Here is an 18,822-nt window from a genome sequence, read left to right as displayed (position 1 = left end):
CTTCGTTCTCTCGGCTAACTCACTTAGCGTGGTTTGCCGTGACAACGAGGGCGCATTATAGGGAGTTTTGTGAAGCTGGCAACACTTTTTTTGAGTTTTTTTACTGACCGTTGAATTTTCAATCAAATTGCACTTAAAGCGCCAGTTTTCTGAGCGATTCAAAACCAAAACCCGCTAAAACAGGTTTTAATAATTCGCTATTCTCATCTTCTTTTAAGCAATAAGCGAAGTTAATTTCATTTGAACCCTTTATTTTCGCTTGATTTACGACTAACCACGCAGTTCTTCGTGCAATTGCAGCGCCAGAATCGATAATTCGGGTACCATCAGGTAAAACAGAAAGAAGTTCATCAGCTAATAAAGGGAAATGAGTACAACCTAATACCACAGTATCCGGTGGCTCTTTCATTTTTAGCCAAGGTGTAAGGATTTTACGTAGCTCGTCTAAAGAAACGGCTTCACCATGAAGTTTTCTCTCAGCCAATTCCACCAGCTCTGCCGAACCTAAAGAGTGAACTTTGCAATCAGTCGCAAAGCGTTCAATAAGTTCATGGGTATAAGGACGTTTAACTGTTGCTCTTGTTGCTAATAATCCAACTACTCCATTACATGTTAATTTAGCTGCTGGTTTAATAGCAGGTACAACGCCCACAATAGGAATATCAGTAAACTTGGCACGTAAAGCAGGGAGGCTCACTGTGCTTGCTGTATTACAAGCAATAACGATGGTCGCGAGATCATGTTTTTCAGCAACCGCGCTAACTATTCGAACAACACGGTCAATAATGAAGTCTTGTGATTTCTCACCATAGGGGAAAGCTTCATTATCGAAAACATAGATATAGTGAGCATCCGGTAATTTTTCACGGATCTCACGATAAACAGATAAACCGCCAACCCCTGAATCAAAAACCAATACAGTAGGGTTAGCGGTAAGTTGTGCATCAGAAGTTGTAGCTTCCTGTGAGGAAGTATTCACGTCCTGGCGTGCGATAGCCATAAGCTGTCTCATAATCTTTATCAAACAGGTTGGCTATTCTACCACGAATTGAGAGATGTGATGTAATAGGATATGAAGCAGTTAAATCCCAAATACTCACACCACCTAAAGAAACATTCTCATAAGTCCCATAATCTTTATCTGTCCGTTGACCGATATATTGGTAAGTCACCCCCATATCGAGTTTCTCGACTTGCCAATCAAGCTGATATTTCAGTTGTTGACGAGCGCGACGATCAAGACGTTGATGCGTTTCTTTATTTCTTGCATCTATATATTGAAGGTTAAAGGTGTGATGAAAAATCCACGTATCCATTTCACCCGTAAATTCCACACCTTTAATTAAGGCCTTACCAACATTGTAGTTACGGTATGGATAACTCGATTCACCTTGGATCAAAGAATTTACATCATTACGATACGCAGTTAATCGCCACGCTAAAGGCCCCGTTAATCCTTCAAAGCCCCCTTCCCACTGTTTACTCTTTTCAGGTTGTAAGTCTGGATTACTTCCCCACTCACTATAAAGTTGCATCAGTGTCGGTGCTTTAAATGCCGTACCATAACCACCAATCACACGATAACCCTCAACAAATTCCCAACCTAGGTTAGTTTGCCAAGTCGTATGCCAGCCATATTCAGAGTGTTTGTCCGAGCGTACTGATGCTTCAGCAATAATATCGCCTAACTTTTGCTGTCCAGTTAGATACAAACCTGTATTGTCGAAGTGTTCTTTATTAGGAAATCCACTAGAGCCAGCTTTAATAGATTGACGTTGCCAATCGACACCACCACCGATACTGCCATTCCCTAATAAAAGGTGATTTCCCCACTGCACATTATATTGTTCAGAGTTGGTAAAACGGCTTCCTTTACCATAGCGACCATAACGAGGATCATAGTCATAATCTTTGGTGTAGTTATAGCTGGTATTTAAAGAAGAAGAGTAGTTATCACGATTAAATTTCACACCACCATCATAAGTACGACTAAATAATGCTCTTGTATCCGTTAACATATCGTTATAACTGTCATAATAAGCATCATAAGCCGTGCGATTATCAAAACCATAAGCGCGTGCATATAAAGAAACATCATCGTTAATATCGTGATTAACCCCTAGCCATAATGACTTGTTCATAAAGCCATCACGATCGGGTTGTGGATGTCCACCAGTATTTCCATTCGCTTCTACATCATAACCTTTGGTATAGAGATAACTGCCAGCGACTGTTAATGTGGTTTTATCACCGACTTTTTGTTTTATCGAGCCATCATATTCTTGATAACCATGAGAACCCATTGTGGCATTAAGTGTTCCTCCTTCCGTTTTCCTTTCTGTGAGGATATTAATCACGCCACCAATCGCATCAGAACCATAAACAGAAGAACGAGGCCCTCTTATATATTCAATACGTTGAACAAGAGAAAGAGGAATTTGGCTGATATCAGAACTACCAGACACATTCGCCTGATTTAAACGCACACCATCCACTAAAATAAGAACATGACGAGATTCAGCTCCACGTACATAAATAGAGCTCATCTGCCCTATTCCACCGTTTTGCCCCACATCAATCCCTGGCATTCTGCGTAATACATCAATAACACTATTACTCTGCCAACGTTCGATTTGTTCACGTTCAACAACTGTTATCGGCGCTAAAATAGAAGAGTTAGGCTCTTGAAAGCGGTTTGCTGTCACGCTTAACGTATCACTGTTATTTGCAAACGCACCAAAACTGCCCGCCATAACACTCAAAGCCACACTGGAAATGAAAAAAACTTTTTTATTATTCATGAAAATCTGCATCCAACAGAATAAGTAGCAGGATGCCGCCAAAATTAAATAAAACGCGTATTTAATTTAAGATGCGACAGGTCTTCGGCAGGTCTTCGGACTTTAGGTTAAAGAAACAAATTTATGTCTTTAAGATAATGACTTCCCACTGCACTTATATAAGTGCTTTGCAGTGTCTTTTATTATCCTTGATCCTATTACCGCTGCGCGTCAGTTCTGGCTTTGCACCAGATTCCCTTTTAACTCCTATTAGGAGACCGAATAACTATGCTACGATTTCAAATCCACTGAGTCCAGAAATTGAACATGAAGAATACTGGACATCTTCATGAGGATCTCTACAATTTCGCTCGCTTAACTTTATTACTGCCAAAAAAAGGCGAGATACCATGCAGAATTCATTACCAACGCAAACATATCAGTCTCAACTGAATGAAAAAACACAACGTCTACAAACAATGATGGCTCCTTTTAATGCGCCTGAAGCAGAGGTTTTTTCATCACCAGAACAGCATTATCGTATGCGTGCGGAATTCCGTATCTGGCATGAAGAAGATTCTCTCTATCATATTATGTTTGACCAAGAGACTAAGCAGCGTATTCGTGTTGACCAATTTCCGGTTGCCAGCCAGCTTATTAATAAAATGATGGTTGCCTTGTTGGCAGAAATAAAAGATAAACCAACACTCAGAAAGAAACTGTTTCAGATTGATTATCTTTCTACGTTGAGTAATAAAATTATTGTTTCCCTGCTTTATCACAAGAAGATTGATGAAACTTGGCAGCAAGAAGCAATAGCATTACGCCAATCATTAATTGTTCAAGGCTTTGATGTTCAATTAATTGGTCGAGCTTATAAAACAAAAATTATGCTCGATAATGATTTTATTGATGAAGTGTTACCAGTGGCAGGTAAAGAGATGATTTATCGCCAAGTTGAAAATAGCTTCACGCAACCTAATGCACAGGTCAATATTAAGATGTTGGAATGGGCATTAAAAGCAACAGAAAATGCAAAAGGCGATCTGCTTGAACTGTATTGCGGCAACGGTAACTTTTCATTAGCGCTTGCACGTAATTTTGAGCGAGTACTGGCAACAGAAATTGCAAAACCGTCTGTTCATGCAGCCCAATACAATATTGCAATGAATCACATTGATAATGTGAAAATTATTCGCATGTCCGCAGAAGATTTTACGCAAGCAATGAATGGTGTAAGAGAATTTAAACGCTTAGAAGGGATTAATTTAAAAGATTACCAATGTGAAACCATTTTTGTTGACCCTCCTCGTAGTGGTTTAGATGAGAAAACTGTAGAATTGGTTAAAACTTACCCTAGCATTTTATACATTTCTTGTAATCCAGAAACACTGTGCGAAAATCTAGAAACCCTAATTAAAACACATAAAATCAGTAAATTAGCATTATTCGACCAATTCCCCTACACCCACCATATGGAATGTGGCGTATTATTAGAAAAAAGATAACAGCTTATTTCTCACGTTAGAATAGAAAATCTTTCAATAACGCCAATAAAAACAAAAACACCAGCAAGATAGCTTGCTGGTGTCAAAATTTCGCTGTGTTTACAACAAAGAGAGGAGTACAGGCTAGTACTGTTCTGCTCGTGATGCTTTTTCAGCTTCTTCTGCCTGTATACGTAAGCGTTGACGCTGTTTGAATTGACGATAAATCCACAATGCAACGATAACGATACAAACTGAAGAGAAGAAATTTGAACCCCATTCAGGGTTAACGGTTCTGGTGTAAGCGTTATAACCGAATAAGCCTAATAAAAAGAATGAAAAAATCAGCTTAGGCATACCATCGGTCATGGGTTGATTTAAGTAGCGCTGATATAAACAGTAAACTGCCAAAATTAAGCTGACGAGTGGGAAAACTGACCACGTCTCAATAAACGGGTTAAAAAGGCTTGAATAAGTACCATGTAAAGCGACACCAATGACTGTGGCAAGTAATAGCGTGCTTTTTTCACAGCGATTTTGTTCCATCATTTGTCTCCTTTCTGATGCGTTTTTTTCTTTATCTCTGGGTTATCTTGTAGAGGTATTTGCGTTTCTTGCTCACGTCGATACCAATAATAGGCACCTTTAGCAATCATTCGCAGTTGTATAACTAATCTTTCTTCTAATTGTTGACGCTTTTCAATATCGATATCCAGTGCTTCTGCGCCTGCACTAAATACAATAGTGACCATTGCTTCAGATTGCATTTCTGTAAAATAACGTGGCATATGGCTTTCTTGCTCAAGATAGTCTGCCAGTTCTGCAATAAAATGTTGGATCTCTCGTGCGACAGCCGCACGAAACTCAGCTGAAGTCCCTGAACGTTCACGAAGTAATAATCGAAACGCATTAGGATTATTACCAATGAATTCCATAAAAGTTGCTACTGATGTTCTGATAACACTGCCACCTTTCGCAATGCGTTGACGTGCTTGGCGCATTAGTTGACGTAACATCAATCCACTTTCATCAACCATGGTGAGCCCAAGTTCATCCACATCTTTAAAATGACGATAAAATGAGGTGGGTGCAATACCAGCTTCTCTAGCCACTTCTCGTAAACTTAGACTTGTAAAGCTACGCTCGGCACTGAGTTGGCTAAAAGCAGCTTCAATTAAAGAGCGACGGGTTTTTTCTTTTTGTTTAGCTCTGATGCCAATATTATTACTCACAGAAATCCTGATAATCCTAATTTGGTTTATACCCAATATATCAAACTTTGTTAAAAAAGCAGTGCGTACAATCATCTCTCAAGACACATTCTCATAAAAACTCAACAAAGTGTGACTAATGCCCTTAATGTCAGTTGGGCTATTATTCATTCTAATGTTAATATAGCGTTGTCGGTTTGTATAAAACAGGTCTTTTCCTATGCAACATTCTCATTTCGATGCAATTGTGATCGGTTCAGGTCCTGGTGGTGAAGGCGCGGCCATGGGGCTTGTTAAACAAGGAAAGCGCGTCGCAGTTATAGAACGTTATAACAAAGTCGGTGGGGGCTGTACTCACTGGGGAACCATTCCTTCAAAAGCCCTACGTCACGCAGTAAGTCGTATCATAGAATTTAATCAAAATCCGCTTTACAGTGACCAATCTCGCCTTATTAACTCCTCTTTCTCTCAAATACTTCGTCAAGCCAGTACCGTAATTAGTCAGCAGACTAAAATGCGTCAAGGTTTTTACGAGCGTAATAATTGTACGATGTATTCGGGTGAAGCTGCATTTATTGACGAGCACAGGATCAGCGTGCGTTATCCTGATGGTACGTGCGATATTCTTTCAGCTGATAGTTTTATTATTGCAACAGGCTCACGTCCTTATTGCCCGCCAGATGTCGATTTCTCTCATTCTCGTATTTATAACAGTGACACTATTCTCGATTTAGAGCATGAGCCTCACCATGTCATTATTTATGGTGCTGGTGTCATTGGTTGTGAATATGCCTCTATTTTTAGAGGATTAAGAGTAAAAGTAGACCTAATTAATACTCGTGATCACCTATTGTCTTTCCTTGATCAAGAGATGTCTGATGCACTTTCTTATCACTTCTGGAATAACGGTATTGTTATTCGTCATAATGAAGAATATGAAAGCATTGAAGGTGTCGATGATGGTGTTATTGTTCATCTAAAATCAGGTAAAAAAGTCAAAGCAGATTGCCTACTTTATGCGAATGGTCGAACAGGAAATACTGACACACTGGGCTTAGAAAACGTGGGTATTAAAACAGATAGTCGTGGACAAGTTTCTGTTAATGCTCATTACCAAACCAGTTGTGAACACATTTATGCCGTCGGTGATGTAATTGGTTATCCAAGTCTAGCTTCTGCCGCCTATGATCAAGGTCGAATTGCTGCTTTGGCAATTACCACTGGAAAATCAGAAACACATTTAATCGAAGATATTCCAACTGGGATCTATACCATTCCTGAAATTAGTTCTGTTGGTAAAACCGAGCAACAACTCACTGCAATGAAAATTCCTTATGAGGTGGGACGTTCTCAATTTAAACATCTGGCAAGAGCACAAATTGCAGGTATGAATGTAGGGAGTTTGAAAATTCTCTTCCACCGTGAAACCAAGCAAATTTTAGGTATTCACTGCTTCGGTGAGCGTGCCGCTGAAATTATTCATATCGGTCAAGCGATTATGGAGCAAAAAGGTGAAGGCAATACTATCGAGTATTTCGTTAATACTACCTTCAACTATCCAACAATGGCAGAAGCCTATCGTGTTGCCGCACTTAATGGTTTAAACCGCTTATTTTAATGCACTCTGTTTTTCTGCATAAAATGCGGTCATATGTTCACGGATTGTCTCTGCTAACTGTTCATAACGATTACGCAAAGGCGATCCGGGACGATAAACCAAAATAATAGAACGTGATGGATTGGGATCAGTACATTCTAGATAACAAACCCCATCACGTTTTTGTTCTTGAGGTACCGATAAATCAGGTAATAAGGTTATTCCACTACCAGCAGCGACCATATTACGCAGAGTCTCTAAACTCGTTGCTCTAAAATGAGTATCTTCTTTTGCACCCGCTTGGAAGCAGAACCCTAACGCTTGATCGCGTAAACAGTGCCCATCTTCTAACATTAATAAGCGCTGACCCGCTAAGTCGCCCATCGGCACAGATCCACGCTCATTCCACGGGTGTCCTTCATAAATTGCTAATTTCATTGGCTCTTCAAATAGGGGCACTTCAATAAACGGCGCACTCTCTTTTACCATTGCTAAAATAGCACAATCGAGTTTTCCGCTATCTAATTGAGCTAATAAGCTATGAGTTTGTGCTTCATGAAGATACATCTCTAACTTAGGGTAGTTTTTATGTAATTCAGGAATGATATGAGGCAATAAATAAGGGCCAACAGTAGGGATAAGCCCAATATGTAAAGGCCCTGCCATACTTTCGCCTTGCAATGAAGCCATTTCTTGTAGCACTTTGACTTCACGTAAAACGGTTTTCGCTTGATCCACCAGCAACAAACCTTGTTGAGTAAACAGAACCTTACGGCTAGTTCTTTCAAGCAACATCACACCAAGTTCATCTTCAAGTTTACGAATTTGACCACTTAATGTTGGCTGACTCACATGGCAAGAATCTGCCGCACGACGAAAATGTTTATGCTCAGCTAGAGCCACCAGATATTCCAAGTCACGGATATTCATTGCAGATCCCACATTTATTGCTGATAGTTAATGTCTATAGATAATATAGTAACTGATAAATTTTTCTATCAGTCGAATGTTATTCTGCCTCTCTTTTTCGATATTATCGGCAATTTAAAATAAAAGAACAGAGTGAGATCCACCCTGTTCTTTTTGAATAACAGTAAGTTGTCTTAGGTAAACGCTTTGCTTATTTATCCATATTTAAGACTTCTTTGGCTTTTACTATCGCATAAGCGACCTGTTTTTGAGAAACGCCCCCTTTTGCAAGACGTTTATCTAAACAAGATTGAAGCGATAAAATATCGTACACATCAATCATAATTTTACTATTAAACATCTGTAATTCAGAAAGAGGGAGCTCTTCAATCGCTTTACCTTGCTCAATGGCGCAAACCACCACTTCACCTACAATATGGTGAGCTTCACGAAATGGCACACCTTTCGCAACAAGATAATCGGCCAATTCAGTGGCATTAGCATAACCTTGCTTCGCGGCTTCTTCACAACGAGGGCGACGGATTTGGATCCCATCAAGAACAAGCGTTGCCATATGCAAACAATCAGACCATGTATCGATAGCGTCAAACAGCCCTTCTTTATCTTCTTGCATATCTTTATTGTAAGCGAGAGGCAGACCTTTTAAGGTCATCATCATGCCAGTTAATGCACCTTGCACTCGTCCACATTTTCCACGGATAAGCTCAAGTGCATCTGGGTTTTTCTTTTGTGGCATTAATGATGAGCCTGAAGTTACCTTGTCTGATAATTCAATAAAACCCGCTTCACCACTATTAAAGAAAATAAGATCTTCTGCAAAACGCGATAAATGCACCATACCAATGGCCGCAGAAGATAATAGCTCTAAGACATGATCACGATCGGAGACACTGTCTAGACTATTGTTGGTTGCACTCGCAAAACCCAGCCATCCAGCTAATTGTTCACGATCGATATCATAAGCCGTACCTGCCAGCGCACCACATCCTAATGGGCTGACATCTAAACGCTTCAACGCATCAGCTAAACGGCTTTCATCTCTAGCTAGCATTTCATTGTATGCTAAACACCAATGTGCAAAAGTCACCGGCTGAGCACGCTGTAAATGGGTGTAACCTGGCATCACCGAATTTTGATTTTGTTCTGCGGTGATAACTAAGGCTTTTTGTAGCTCAACAATGGCTTGGCGTAGATGAATAACTTCTTCTTTACACCATAATTTTAAGTCTGTTGCGACCTGATCATTACGGCTACGACCCGTATGTAATTTTTTACCTAAATCACCCACTTTGGCAATAAGCTTACTTTCAACCCAGCTATGAATATCTTCCGCATCACTCTGCAAAATAGACTGCGGGTTTGCTGTTACTTCTTCTGATAATTCATTTAAAGCTTGCTCAAGTTGAGCTTGTTCATCTTGCGACAATACGCCAACTGTGACTAACGCTTTAGACCAAGCTACTGAGCCAAAGATATCCTGTTGTGCCAGTCGAAAATCAAACCGCAGTGAATCATTGAATTGTTTAAACCGTTGATCAGCTTCCTGACTAAAACGTCCACCCCAGAGTGCCATAATCGCTTCCTGTATTTATTCTATGTAATAAAAGAGTGAGAGTGATGCCTTATATACTTATATAGATATATAGCATCACTCTATTGTTTAACCTTATTTCTTACTCAATGCACGGATACGTGATGGTAAGGAATATAAACGGATAAACCCTTCAGCATGGCTGTGATCGTAAACTTCATCTTCACCAAAGGTTGCAAACTCTTCAGAATACAGACTGTTATCTGATTTCTTCTGAATAGCATTAACATGACCTTTATACAGCTCTAATACCACTTCACCATTCACATCTTTTGCCAGTGACTCTGCCGCCGCTTGCAGTGAAGCGCGAATTGGCGTGAACCAACGACCATCATAAGCCACATAAGACATCTCTAAGCCCAGCTGTTGACGCCATTTAAAAGCATCTCTATCGAGTACAAGTTGCTCAACACCACGCAGAGCCGCCATCATGATAGTGCCCCCCGGAGTTTCATAGCAGCCACGAGATTTCATTCCCACTAAACGGTTTTCAACAATATCAATACGACCGATACCATGTTTAACGCCTAATGCATTTAAGGTATCTAAACATTCAAAAGGTGATTGTGTTTTACCATTTACGGCAACGACTTCCCCCGCTTTTACGGTGACAGTAACGAGTTCTGGTGTTTCTGGTGCTTTCTTCGGATCAACCGTCCATGCCCAACAGTCTTCGTTTGAGGCATTCCACGGACTTTCTAATACACCACCTTCTGTTGAGATATGCCATGCGTTTTCGTCACGGCTATAAATTTTCTCAAGCGTTGCTGTGGTTGGGATATTACGAACTTTTAGATAATCCAGTAATGCTTCACGAGAACGTAAATCCCACTCTCTCCAAGGCGCGACCACTTTAAGTTGTGGAGCAAGTGCCGCATAAGTACTTTCGAAACGAACCTGATCGTTACCTTTACCTGTTGCACCATGAGCAACTGCATCGGCACCGAGTTTTAAGGCTAGTTCAACTTGCGCTTTAGCGATAACAGGACGTGCCATTGAAGTACCTAATAAGTAGCTACCTTCATATAACGCACCCGTTTTTAATACTGGGTAAACATAGTCTTTGATAAATTCTTCGCGTAAATCGACAATATGACACTCAGAAGCACCTGATGCTAAGGCCTTTTGTTCCACACCCACTAAATCATCACGGCTTTGACCCACATCAGCGACAAAAGCGACAACTTCACAGTTATCATAATGTTCTTTTAGCCAAGGAATGATTGCCGAAGTATCCAATCCGCCAGAGTACGCCAGTACGATTTTTTTTATACCTTTAGTCATAGTGATAACCTTCAATTCCTAATTTGTTTAAATTCTGCCAACTATCAAATAGCGATAAGGTTTCTAGAAAGATTTTTAAGCTAAAATACGGGTTCCGACTGCAACACCATTAAACAGAGCCGTTAGTTTTTCAGCATGGCGCCAACTTGCAATTTCAACTGGTCGTCCTAACGTTTTAGCCGCTTCCAATGCTGCGTTTACTTTCACTATCATGCCGTCAGTGATAATGCCTTGGTCGATTAATGTCTGTGCTTTTTCTGCTGACATCTCGGCTATCTTCTGGCCTTTACCATCTAAAATGCCACTGACGTCTGAAAGCAACACTAAATCAGCACCTAACGTTTCAGCGATAGCGGTTGCCGCTTGGTCAGCATTCACATTCATCAGTTCACCTTTTTCAGTCATACCGATAGAACTGATAATAGGTAGATAGCCAGCACCCAATAATAAATTGAGTAAATCAGGAGAGCCGGGATTTGCATTTCCTACATGGCCTAGCTCTTCATTGATTTGAGTGACTTTAGCTAATTGTCCATCACCCAAAGAAAGCCCCACACCATTAAGCCCAAACTGAGTTGCCCACGATAACAAGGTTTTATTGGCACTTCCGGCAAGTGCCCCTGTGATGATGTCTATTTGATCAGCCGGTGTGACACGAAGCCCCTGCTTTTTCACCACAGGCAATTGCAATTTACCCATCAACTCATCCACCAAACAGCCACCACCATGTACGATGACTAAGGGGCGAGAATGTGTTGAACGATACTGTTGTAATGCAGTGAAAAACCGCGTTAACGCTTCTTCATTATCAAGGAGCACACCACCCAGTTTGATAATTAATGGTTCCATGAAACTTCCCTACTCATTATTTAAATAAGTGATTCGGTTTCAGCGAAACCAAACCGAATGTTCATACATTGCACCGCTTGTGCAGCAGCCCCTTTCAACAAGTTATCTTCAACACCGACCACAATCAGATGTTCACCTTGTTGAGCAAATCCGATATCACAGAATGCGGTTCCTACAACGGCTTTTAATGCAGGTAACCCTTTTTCATAAACACGCACTAATGGTTTATCTTGATAAGCATCTTCAAAGACTTGTCTTACATCCTCTTGTGTCACACCCACTTTTAACTTACAGGTGATAGTGGCTAAGATCCCTCTGGCAAAATTACCCAGATGAGGTGTAAAAATGACATCAATACCCAGATGTGTTGCAATTTCAGGTTGATGGCGATGCGTAAACACGCCATAAGGTTGCAAGCTCACTTCGCAAAAGCTACTGGTTAAAGAGGCTTTTCTACCAGCACCACTCACACCGCTGGTAGCATTAATCACTGGCCACTGTGCTGTATCTAAAAGTCCCGCTTCCACAAGCGGTTTTAGAGACAACTGAGACACCGTTGGATAACAACCCGGCACTGCAATTAATTGAGCCTTACTAATAATGTCGGCATTCCATTCAGCTAACCCATAAACTGCCTGTGATAACCAATCAGTATTCTTATGCTCGAATCCATAGTATTGTTGATAAAAATGCTTGTTTTGTACTCGATAGGCGCCAGATAAGTCGAACACCACGCAACCTTGCTCTAGAAAAATAGGGGCAATGTCATGGCTGACTTCATGTGCTGTTGCTAAAAAAACGATATCAATATTTTCAACGGCTTTAGCCACATCAACCATCGGCTCTAGTGGGAGATCTACTAAACCACGATATTGTGGATGAAGTTCAGAAAAGCACTTTCCTGCATCTGCACTTTGAGCTGATACCATCAGTCTGCTCAAATTCACATGAGGATGCTGCTGAAGATAGGCGGCTAATTCAGCGCCAGTGTAACCACTTGCTCCTACAATCAGAGTATTTAACATGTCATTCTTACCTTGTACTATGAACACAAACCGATTAATGTATTTTTATTCAAAAAAAGTGCATGAATATTGATACTATTATGAAGAAAGGCTGTCAACAGTGAATATTAAATTACCTACATTTATTGAGATTTATCGTCAATTAATTGCAACTCCCTCTATCAGTGCAACAGATGCTAAAAACGATCAAAGCAACGAAGCATTGATTAACCTGCTTGCTAATTGGTTGGAAACATTAGGTTTTTCAATTGAAATTCAACCTGTACCCGAAACGCGAGGAAAATTTAACCTTCTCGCAACATTAGGGACGGGGAAAGGCGGATTATTACTCTGTGGTCATACTGACACTGTGCCGTTTGATGAAGGCCGTTGGACGCAAGATCCTTTTACGCTGACAGAAAAAGAAAATAAGTTATACGGCTTAGGTACAGCGGATATGAAAGGCTTTTTTGCCTTTATTCTTGACGCATTACGTGACGTGGATACTAAAACACTAACGCATCCACTTTATATACTTGCTACCGCTGATGAAGAAACCTCTATGGCAGGGGCGCGTTATTTTGCTGCTAATACAGCAATCCGCCCTGATTTTGCCATTATTGGCGAACCTACATCGTTAAAACCTATTCGTGCTCATAAAGGGCATTTATCAAATGCAATACGCATTACTGGGCAATCAGGACACTCTAGTGATCCAGAAAAAGGGGTGAATGCGATAGAACTGATGCATGAGTCTATTACTCACCTTAGTACACTGCGCGATACGTTAAAAACTCGCTATAACAACCCTGCGTTTGTTATCCCTTATCCAACAATGAACTTTGGTTATATTAATGGCGGTGATGCAGCAAATAGAATTTGTGCTTGCTGTGAATTACATATGGATATTCGCCCATTACCGGGATTAACACTGCAAGACTTGGATGATTTACTTCACGAAACATTAGCGCCAGTCAAAGCACGTTGGCCGGGTCGTTTAAGTGTTGAGGCATTACACGATCCTATTCCGGGTTATGAGTGCCCAACCGATCATAAAATGGTTGCCGTGATCGAAAAACTATTGGGTGAGAAAGCGCAAACTGTAAATTACTGTACTGAAGCGCCGTTTATTCAAGATCTCTGCCCTACCTTAGTTTTAGGCCCAGGTTCTATTGAGCAAGCACATCAACCTGATGAATTTATTGATATGGCATTTATTGAGCCGACGCGTGAATTAATGGGGCAATTAATTGAAAACTTCTGTTTAACAGAGAAAGCCCAATAATAATAAAATAACCCTATCGATTTATTTTGATAGGGTTATTTATCTTCAATCTGACTTAATAACTAGCGTAACCAATTAGTTTTCGCGAGTTGAACAATCTCATCACCGCGACCATTAATAATCGCTTTCATCATATACAAGCTAAACCCTTTCGCCTGTTCGAATTTAATTTCAGGGGGCATTGAAAGCTCTTGTTTTGCGGTTACCACATCCACAATCACAGGGCCATCATGTTCAAAAGCTTCTTTCAGTGCATTATCCAGATCTTCACCTTTTTCTACTCGAATGCCTTTGATACCAGATGCATTAGCAATAGCCGCGAAATCTGGATTATGCAAATCCGTACCATCCGTCAAATAGCCACCCGCTTTCATCTCCATCGCGACAAAACCTAATACACTGTTATTAAAAATAATCACTTTTACAGGCAAATTCATTTGAGCTAATGAGATAAAATCCCCCATTAGCATGGTAAATCCACCATCACCACACATTGCCACAACTTGACGCTTTCTATCTAACGCCTGTGCACCAATGGCTTGAGCCATCGCATTTGCCATAGAGCCGTGATTAAACGAGCCCAGTAAACGACGTTTGCCATTCATACCCACATAACGTGCCGCCCATACCGTTGGTGTACCTACGTCACAAGTAAAAATAGCATCATCATTTGCCAGTTCACTTAATCGACGAGCCAGATATTGTGGATGAATAAGCTCACGTTCACTCGGTTGTGCAAGTGCATCCAGATCTTCTCGTGCTTTAGCATAATGTTTCAGTGAAGCATCAAGATGAGTGGTATCTGTTTTCTCTTTTAAACGAGGCTGTATCGCATTGAGTGTGGCTTTAATATCGCCAATCATCGCCATATCGACATGGCAATGCGAACCAAGGCTACTTGGATTAATATCAATTTGAATAATATTGGCTTTTGATGGATAAAATGCACGATAAGGGAATTGCGTACCTAATAACACTAACGTATCGGCATTTTCCATCGCATGATAACCCGATGAAAAACCAATTAATCCAGTCATTCCTACACTATAGGGATTTTTCCACTCAATGTACTCTTTCCCTCGCAATGCGTGTACAACAGGGGCTTTTAATGTTTGAGCCAGTTTAATCACTTCGTCGCGAGCTTGAGCACATCCAGCACCGCACATTAAAGTGATATTTTTTGCATTATTTAGCGCATCGGATAATTTTTCGATTTCGAAACGATTTGGCATGATGAGTGGAGATTGCAACGGATACCAGTTTTCATGCGCATCTTCTGGGGCTGGTTTTAGTGCAACATCTCCCGGTAAAACAACAACAGCGACTCCTTTTTTCAAAATAGCGGTTCGCATTGCAATGGCAAGCACTTGAGGGATCTGCTCTGGGTTTGAGACTAATTCACAATAATGGCTACATTCGCGAAAAAGTTCTTGAGGATGTGTTTCTTGAAAGTAATTACTACCAATTTCAGCAGAAGGAATATGCGCAGCAATGGCTAACACTGGAACATGATTACGATGGCAATCAAAAAGCCCATTGATAAGATGTAAATTTCCTGGTCCACAAGAGCCAGCGCAAACCGCTAATTGACCATTAACTGCTGCTTCTGCTCCTGCGGCAAAAGCCGCGACTTCTTCATGACGGGTTCCCATCCATTCAATCGTTCCCATCTTTCGCAAGCTATCACTTAATCCATTGAGAGAATCGCCTGTCACGCCCCAAATACGTTTCACACCTGCATTATGGAGTACTTTAGCAATATAAGTTGCAACTGTTTGCTTACTCATGGTGATGTCTTTCCTCAGTTTTGGGTGAATTACGCCTCTGCGAGCTACACTTATCTCCTTCCCATATTCTGTTTCTCTTCCTCATCAGCTTGCAGAGAAAATTATCTTACTAACTAAAATATAAAGAATAACACCAATCACTATAATGTCACTGTGGGGATAAAATCAGCCCTCAAAAATACAAAAAATAAAATATCACTTCCAAATACATTCATTAAATTTATAATAACCGCATCAAATAAGAATACATCTCATTAATAACGTATTATTCTTTATTAAATTATAGACAATACTTTCTTATAGTATTATTTTAATAATTAAAATAATTTTTAATTGTGATTTTTCTCTTCACATTTTTATTAACAATTAAGCTGACTCATTTCAGCCTTACTCACTGTCTTTATTAAAAAATTTAACTTTCTCCTATTTGTTAATAAATTTATCACCATTGTATTATTTCATGCACCATGAAAAAGAGGTATGAAATAAACATGACATTGGTCACGCTACCTTTTGCTTTTTGTCCTCTAGAATAAAGCCTGATTATTTTTCAACGGAGATTAACGGATGGACAAAAGTAGAAGTCCGATAAAGGTTTTCTTTATTAGTATTCTTGCAGTCCTTTTCTTAATTTTTATTTCACAATATGTCATTGGTAAAAAAGAAATTAAGATTGGCATTGCGGTAATACCTATTTTACCAATGCTATTTGCTGTAATTATTGGTATGTGTATATCTGCTGGATTTACCCGTAAAAAAATTAAAGTATGGGGTAAATTATTCACAGAAAAAGAAGAAGGCTTCTGCGGTAAAATGGTAGGTTTCAGCCTACTTATTTTAGGTACGCAATATGCGGGAATGATTGTTCCTAATATTAAAATGATTTTAAGTGTCGGTATTCCTTTATTTGTTCAGGAACTCGGTAACTTATTGCCAGTATTAATTGCGGTACCATTAGCCATTAAATTTGGATTTGGTCGTCGTGCAATTGGTGCTTGTTCATCTATTAGCCGTGAACCGTCTATCGCTGTTATCCAAGGTAAATTTGGTACAGGCTCTCAAGAATATATTGGTGTATTAGCCATTTATTTATGTGGTTCTGTTATCGGTACTTTATGGTTTAGCGTATTAGGTAGTATTGCTCCACTAACTGGATTACATCCACTTGCTCTTGCAGCAGGCTCTGGTGTGGGTTCTGGTTCAATGTTAAGTGCTGCATCAGGTGCATTAATTAATGGTCTTGATGAAGCATTAGCACAGCAAGTATTAAGTGTTGCCGCTGCATCTAATTTATTATCTTCCGCATTAGGCGCACTGTCATTAACCTATTTAGGTTTACCTCTTTCAGAAAAAATTTATAAAATTTTCACCAGAGGCAAAACTGCATGAAAAATATAATTATTGATATGAAGTTTGTATTCGTTGCTATTTTACTGGCAATGTTTACTCAAACATTAACATCAGGGATCGCTCTTTATGCAATGTGGGATAGCTTTATTGCTATGTCATTAGTGGTATTTATTTCACTCGTTGCAAAACATTATTTACCTTCATCTTTACCCACATTTGCTTATGCAACAATTATCGGGATCCTTATTTGTTTACCCGAAACTCCGGTAAGAGATTTCTTTATTAGTTCTATTGGTAAAGTTTCTTTCTTATCTTGTTGTGTTCCTTTATTAGCATTTGCGGGTTTATCTGTTGGTGGTCAATTAGAAGAACTTAAGAAAATGTCATGGAAAGTTATTCTTATTTTCATGATTGTTTCAACTTGTTGTTTCTTTGGAGCATCAATCGTCGCGCAAATTGGATTTAGTATCCAGGGAGTTATCTAATGAATAATATTTATAATGTCAGTGAAAAACTCTTTCAATTAAATGACTTTAGTAAAAAAACACGACAAGACCTGCACAAAATACCTGAGCTATCAGGTGAAGAATATAAAACATCTAAATACTGTCGTGAATTAATGGAAAGTTTTGGTTATAAAATTAAAACTTTTGATGGATATACTGGTTTCACAGCAGACTTAATTGTTAATTCTGAATTTCCATTAATTGCTATCCGTGCTGATATGGACGGACTAGAAATGCCAGACTTAACCAATAATGAACACAGTTCAGTTCACCAAGGTTGTGCGCATAACTGTGGCCACGATACCCATATGACCATGGCATTAACCAGTGCTAAGTATCTTGCCGAAAATAAAGAAGAGATGACGTCAAATGTCCGCTTTATTTTCCAAATGGCGGAAGAAGATATGCGTGTACCTGGCGCTGAAAAAATGGTGGAAATGGGTTGTATGGAAGGCGTTGATGAAACATACGCACTTCATAATGATGCCGCTATCGAAACAGGTTGTGTTCGCTTTAATGATGGTGTGATGTCGTCTTATGGTTCAGCATGGACATTAGATGTTTATGGTGTTTCTGCACATGGTTCAACACCACACAAAGGGTTAGATGCCATTCGTGAAGCAACGCGCTTAATTGACTATATGGATTATGTTGTTGCGAAAAAGACAGATCCATTTAGCCCTGCGGTATTTGGTTGTGGCATGATCAATGGGGGAACAATCCCTAATGCATTAGCTGATCACGTACAAGCGCGCGGTACTATCCGTTCTATGGATGAAAATACCGATCAAATACTGAAAGCCAGCTTCGACGAAATTGTTGCCCGCAGTACGGCTGGTGGATTTAAAACCACATTAAGCTATAGCGGATACCCAGCTGTTGTGAATCATCCAACTGCACATCAGCGTTTATTAGATGCGATGCGTAAATTCTTACCAGAAGAGAATATTGAATCAAACGGTAAGCCAATGACAGGCAGTGAAGACTTTAGCTATATGGTTAACGCCACAAAAGGTAAGGTCGGTGCCATGTTCTTCTTAGGAAGTGGTAACCAAGCGAAAGGGATTAATAATTACCTTCACGCCAATCCTTATTTTGTCGATGATGATTGTTTATTAGTGGGTGCTCAGATTTTTGTGAATATTCTGACTCGCTAATCTT

At 39.9% G+C, this 18,822-nt stretch carries 16 protein-coding genes and 1 riboswitch; of the genes, 6 read left to right on the top strand and 10 right to left on the bottom strand.

Annotation, left to right across the window (positions count from 1 at the left end; all coding sequences use genetic code 11):
- Positions 1-133: 133 nt before the first annotated feature.
- Both murI and btuB read right to left on the bottom strand, forming a co-directional pair.
- The gene (gene murI / locus JEP71_RS14385; protein ID WP_109373439.1) at positions 134-1,000 is read right to left on the bottom strand and encodes a glutamate racemase; all 867 of its coding nucleotides are present in this window, start codon (positions 998-1,000) and stop codon (positions 134-136) included.
- On the bottom strand, positions 945-2,801 hold the full coding sequence (btuB, locus tag JEP71_RS14380; protein WP_198626438.1) for a TonB-dependent vitamin B12 receptor BtuB: 1,857 nt from the start codon (positions 2,799-2,801) through the stop codon (positions 945-947). Before btuB ends, murI begins: the two co-directional genes overlap by 56 nt.
- Before the next feature lie 69 nt (positions 2,802-2,870).
- Positions 2,871-3,078, bottom strand: a riboswitch (cobalamin riboswitch).
- Between the two features lie 112 nt (positions 3,079-3,190).
- Here btuB and trmA point away from each other — a divergent pair.
- Positions 3,191-4,288 (top strand): tRNA (uridine(54)-C5)-methyltransferase TrmA, encoded by a 1,098-nt coding sequence (gene trmA, locus JEP71_RS14375; RefSeq protein ID WP_198626437.1) that lies wholly within the window; start codon positions 3,191-3,193, stop codon positions 4,286-4,288.
- A 123-nt stretch (positions 4,289-4,411) separates the two neighbouring features.
- Here trmA and JEP71_RS14370 read toward each other — a convergent pair whose 3' ends face one another.
- Positions 4,412-4,813: a YijD family membrane protein gene (locus JEP71_RS14370; protein WP_109373436.1), complete on the bottom strand. Its 402-nt coding sequence runs from the start codon at positions 4,811-4,813 to the stop codon at positions 4,412-4,414.
- Complete coding sequence (gene fabR, locus JEP71_RS14365; protein WP_069366914.1) at positions 4,813-5,499, bottom strand: HTH-type transcriptional repressor FabR; 687 nt, start codon at positions 5,497-5,499, stop codon at positions 4,813-4,815. Before fabR ends, JEP71_RS14370 begins: the two co-directional genes overlap by 1 nt.
- A gap of 199 nt (positions 5,500-5,698) precedes the next feature.
- Here fabR and sthA point away from each other — a divergent pair, with 199 nt between their 5' ends.
- Positions 5,699-7,096, top strand: a complete 1,398-nt coding sequence (sthA, locus tag JEP71_RS14360; RefSeq protein ID WP_109373435.1) for a Si-specific NAD(P)(+) transhydrogenase — start codon at positions 5,699-5,701, stop codon at positions 7,094-7,096.
- On the opposite strand, the gene oxyR is transcribed toward sthA, so the two are convergent.
- The 5 genes from oxyR to argC form a co-directional block, all read right to left on the bottom strand.
- Positions 7,088-8,005 carry a DNA-binding transcriptional regulator OxyR gene (oxyR, locus tag JEP71_RS14355; RefSeq protein WP_109373434.1) on the bottom strand — a complete coding sequence of 306 codons (918 nt, stop codon included), beginning with the start codon at positions 8,003-8,005 and terminating at the stop codon, positions 7,088-7,090. The genes sthA and oxyR overlap by 9 nt on opposite strands.
- 190 nt (positions 8,006-8,195) lie before the next feature.
- Positions 8,196-9,578 (bottom strand): argininosuccinate lyase, encoded by a 1,383-nt coding sequence (gene argH, locus JEP71_RS14350; protein ID WP_198626436.1) that lies wholly within the window; start codon positions 9,576-9,578, stop codon positions 8,196-8,198.
- A gap of 93 nt (positions 9,579-9,671) precedes the next feature.
- Positions 9,672-10,880 carry an argininosuccinate synthase gene (locus tag JEP71_RS14345; protein WP_198620358.1) on the bottom strand — a complete coding sequence of 403 codons (1,209 nt, stop codon included), beginning with the start codon at positions 10,878-10,880 and terminating at the stop codon, positions 9,672-9,674.
- Positions 10,881-10,955: 75 nt separating this feature from the next.
- Positions 10,956-11,729 carry an acetylglutamate kinase gene (gene argB, locus JEP71_RS14340; protein WP_198620357.1) on the bottom strand — a complete coding sequence of 258 codons (774 nt, stop codon included), beginning with the start codon at positions 11,727-11,729 and terminating at the stop codon, positions 10,956-10,958.
- Positions 11,730-11,749: 20 nt separating this feature from the next.
- A complete protein-coding gene (gene argC / locus JEP71_RS14335; protein WP_198626435.1) occupies positions 11,750-12,754 on the bottom strand; it encodes an N-acetyl-gamma-glutamyl-phosphate reductase in 1,005 nt (334 codons plus the stop codon).
- Between the two features lie 100 nt (positions 12,755-12,854).
- Between argC and argE the strand changes: the two genes are divergently transcribed.
- Positions 12,855-14,018: an acetylornithine deacetylase gene (gene argE, locus JEP71_RS14330; protein ID WP_165121916.1), complete on the top strand. Its 1,164-nt coding sequence runs from the start codon at positions 12,855-12,857 to the stop codon at positions 14,016-14,018.
- Positions 14,019-14,080: 62 nt separating this feature from the next.
- On the opposite strand, the gene poxB is transcribed toward argE, so the two are convergent.
- Complete coding sequence (poxB, locus tag JEP71_RS14325; protein ID WP_198620354.1) at positions 14,081-15,805, bottom strand: ubiquinone-dependent pyruvate dehydrogenase; 1,725 nt, start codon at positions 15,803-15,805, stop codon at positions 14,081-14,083.
- A gap of 567 nt (positions 15,806-16,372) precedes the next feature.
- On the opposite strand from poxB, the gene JEP71_RS14320 reads away from it, so the two are divergent.
- The 3 genes from JEP71_RS14320 to JEP71_RS14310 are packed head-to-tail and all read left to right on the top strand — an operon-like array spanning position 16,373 to position 18,818.
- Positions 16,373-17,194 carry a DUF3100 domain-containing protein gene (locus tag JEP71_RS14320; RefSeq protein ID WP_023583450.1) on the top strand — a complete coding sequence of 274 codons (822 nt, stop codon included), beginning with the start codon at positions 16,373-16,375 and terminating at the stop codon, positions 17,192-17,194.
- Positions 17,191-17,640 (top strand): hypothetical protein, encoded by a 450-nt coding sequence (locus JEP71_RS14315; RefSeq protein WP_109373426.1) that lies wholly within the window; start codon positions 17,191-17,193, stop codon positions 17,638-17,640. The genes JEP71_RS14320 and JEP71_RS14315 overlap by 4 nt, the downstream gene beginning before the upstream one ends.
- A complete protein-coding gene (locus tag JEP71_RS14310; RefSeq protein ID WP_109373425.1) occupies positions 17,640-18,818 on the top strand; it encodes a M20 metallopeptidase family protein in 1,179 nt (392 codons plus the stop codon). The genes JEP71_RS14315 and JEP71_RS14310 overlap by 1 nt, the downstream gene beginning before the upstream one ends.
- Positions 18,819-18,822 lie beyond the last annotated feature (4 nt).

Source organism: Proteus sp. PR00224, from assembly GCF_016238105.1.
Lineage (GTDB): Bacteria > Pseudomonadota > Gammaproteobacteria > Enterobacterales > Enterobacteriaceae > Proteus.
Note: the sequence above shows the minus strand (reverse complement) of the source record. Positions and strands in the feature narration are given on the sequence as shown.

Bases quoted from the DNA above. Each gene is read 5' to 3' on its own strand.
- murI (WP_109373439.1), bottom strand. From the start codon at position 1,000: ATGGCTATCGCACGCCAGGACGTGAATACTTCCTCACAGGAAGCTACA.
- btuB (WP_198626438.1), bottom strand. From the start codon at position 2,801: ATGAATAATAAAAAAGTTTTTTTCATTTCCAGTGTGGCTTTGAGTGTT.
- trmA (WP_198626437.1), top strand. From the start codon at position 3,191: ATGCAGAATTCATTACCAACGCAAACATATCAGTCTCAACTGAATGAA.
- JEP71_RS14370 (WP_109373436.1), bottom strand. From the start codon at position 4,813: ATGGAACAAAATCGCTGTGAAAAAAGCACGCTATTACTTGCCACAGTC.
- sthA (WP_109373435.1), top strand. From the start codon at position 5,699: ATGCAACATTCTCATTTCGATGCAATTGTGATCGGTTCAGGTCCTGGT.
- oxyR (WP_109373434.1), bottom strand. From the start codon at position 8,005: ATGAATATCCGTGACTTGGAATATCTGGTGGCTCTAGCTGAGCATAAA.
- argH (WP_198626436.1), bottom strand. From the start codon at position 9,578: ATGGCACTCTGGGGTGGACGTTTTAGTCAGGAAGCTGATCAACGGTTT.
- JEP71_RS14345 (WP_198620358.1), bottom strand. From the start codon at position 10,880: ATGACTAAAGGTATAAAAAAAATCGTACTGGCGTACTCTGGCGGATTG.
- argB (WP_198620357.1), bottom strand. From the start codon at position 11,729: ATGGAACCATTAATTATCAAACTGGGTGGTGTGCTCCTTGATAATGAA.
- argC (WP_198626435.1), bottom strand. From the start codon at position 12,754: ATGTTAAATACTCTGATTGTAGGAGCAAGTGGTTACACTGGCGCTGAA.
- poxB (WP_198620354.1), bottom strand. From the start codon at position 15,805: ATGAGTAAGCAAACAGTTGCAACTTATATTGCTAAAGTACTCCATAAT.
- JEP71_RS14320 (WP_023583450.1), top strand. From the start codon at position 16,373: ATGGACAAAAGTAGAAGTCCGATAAAGGTTTTCTTTATTAGTATTCTT.
- JEP71_RS14315 (WP_109373426.1), top strand. From the start codon at position 17,191: ATGAAAAATATAATTATTGATATGAAGTTTGTATTCGTTGCTATTTTA.
- JEP71_RS14310 (WP_109373425.1), top strand. From the start codon at position 17,640: ATGAATAATATTTATAATGTCAGTGAAAAACTCTTTCAATTAAATGAC.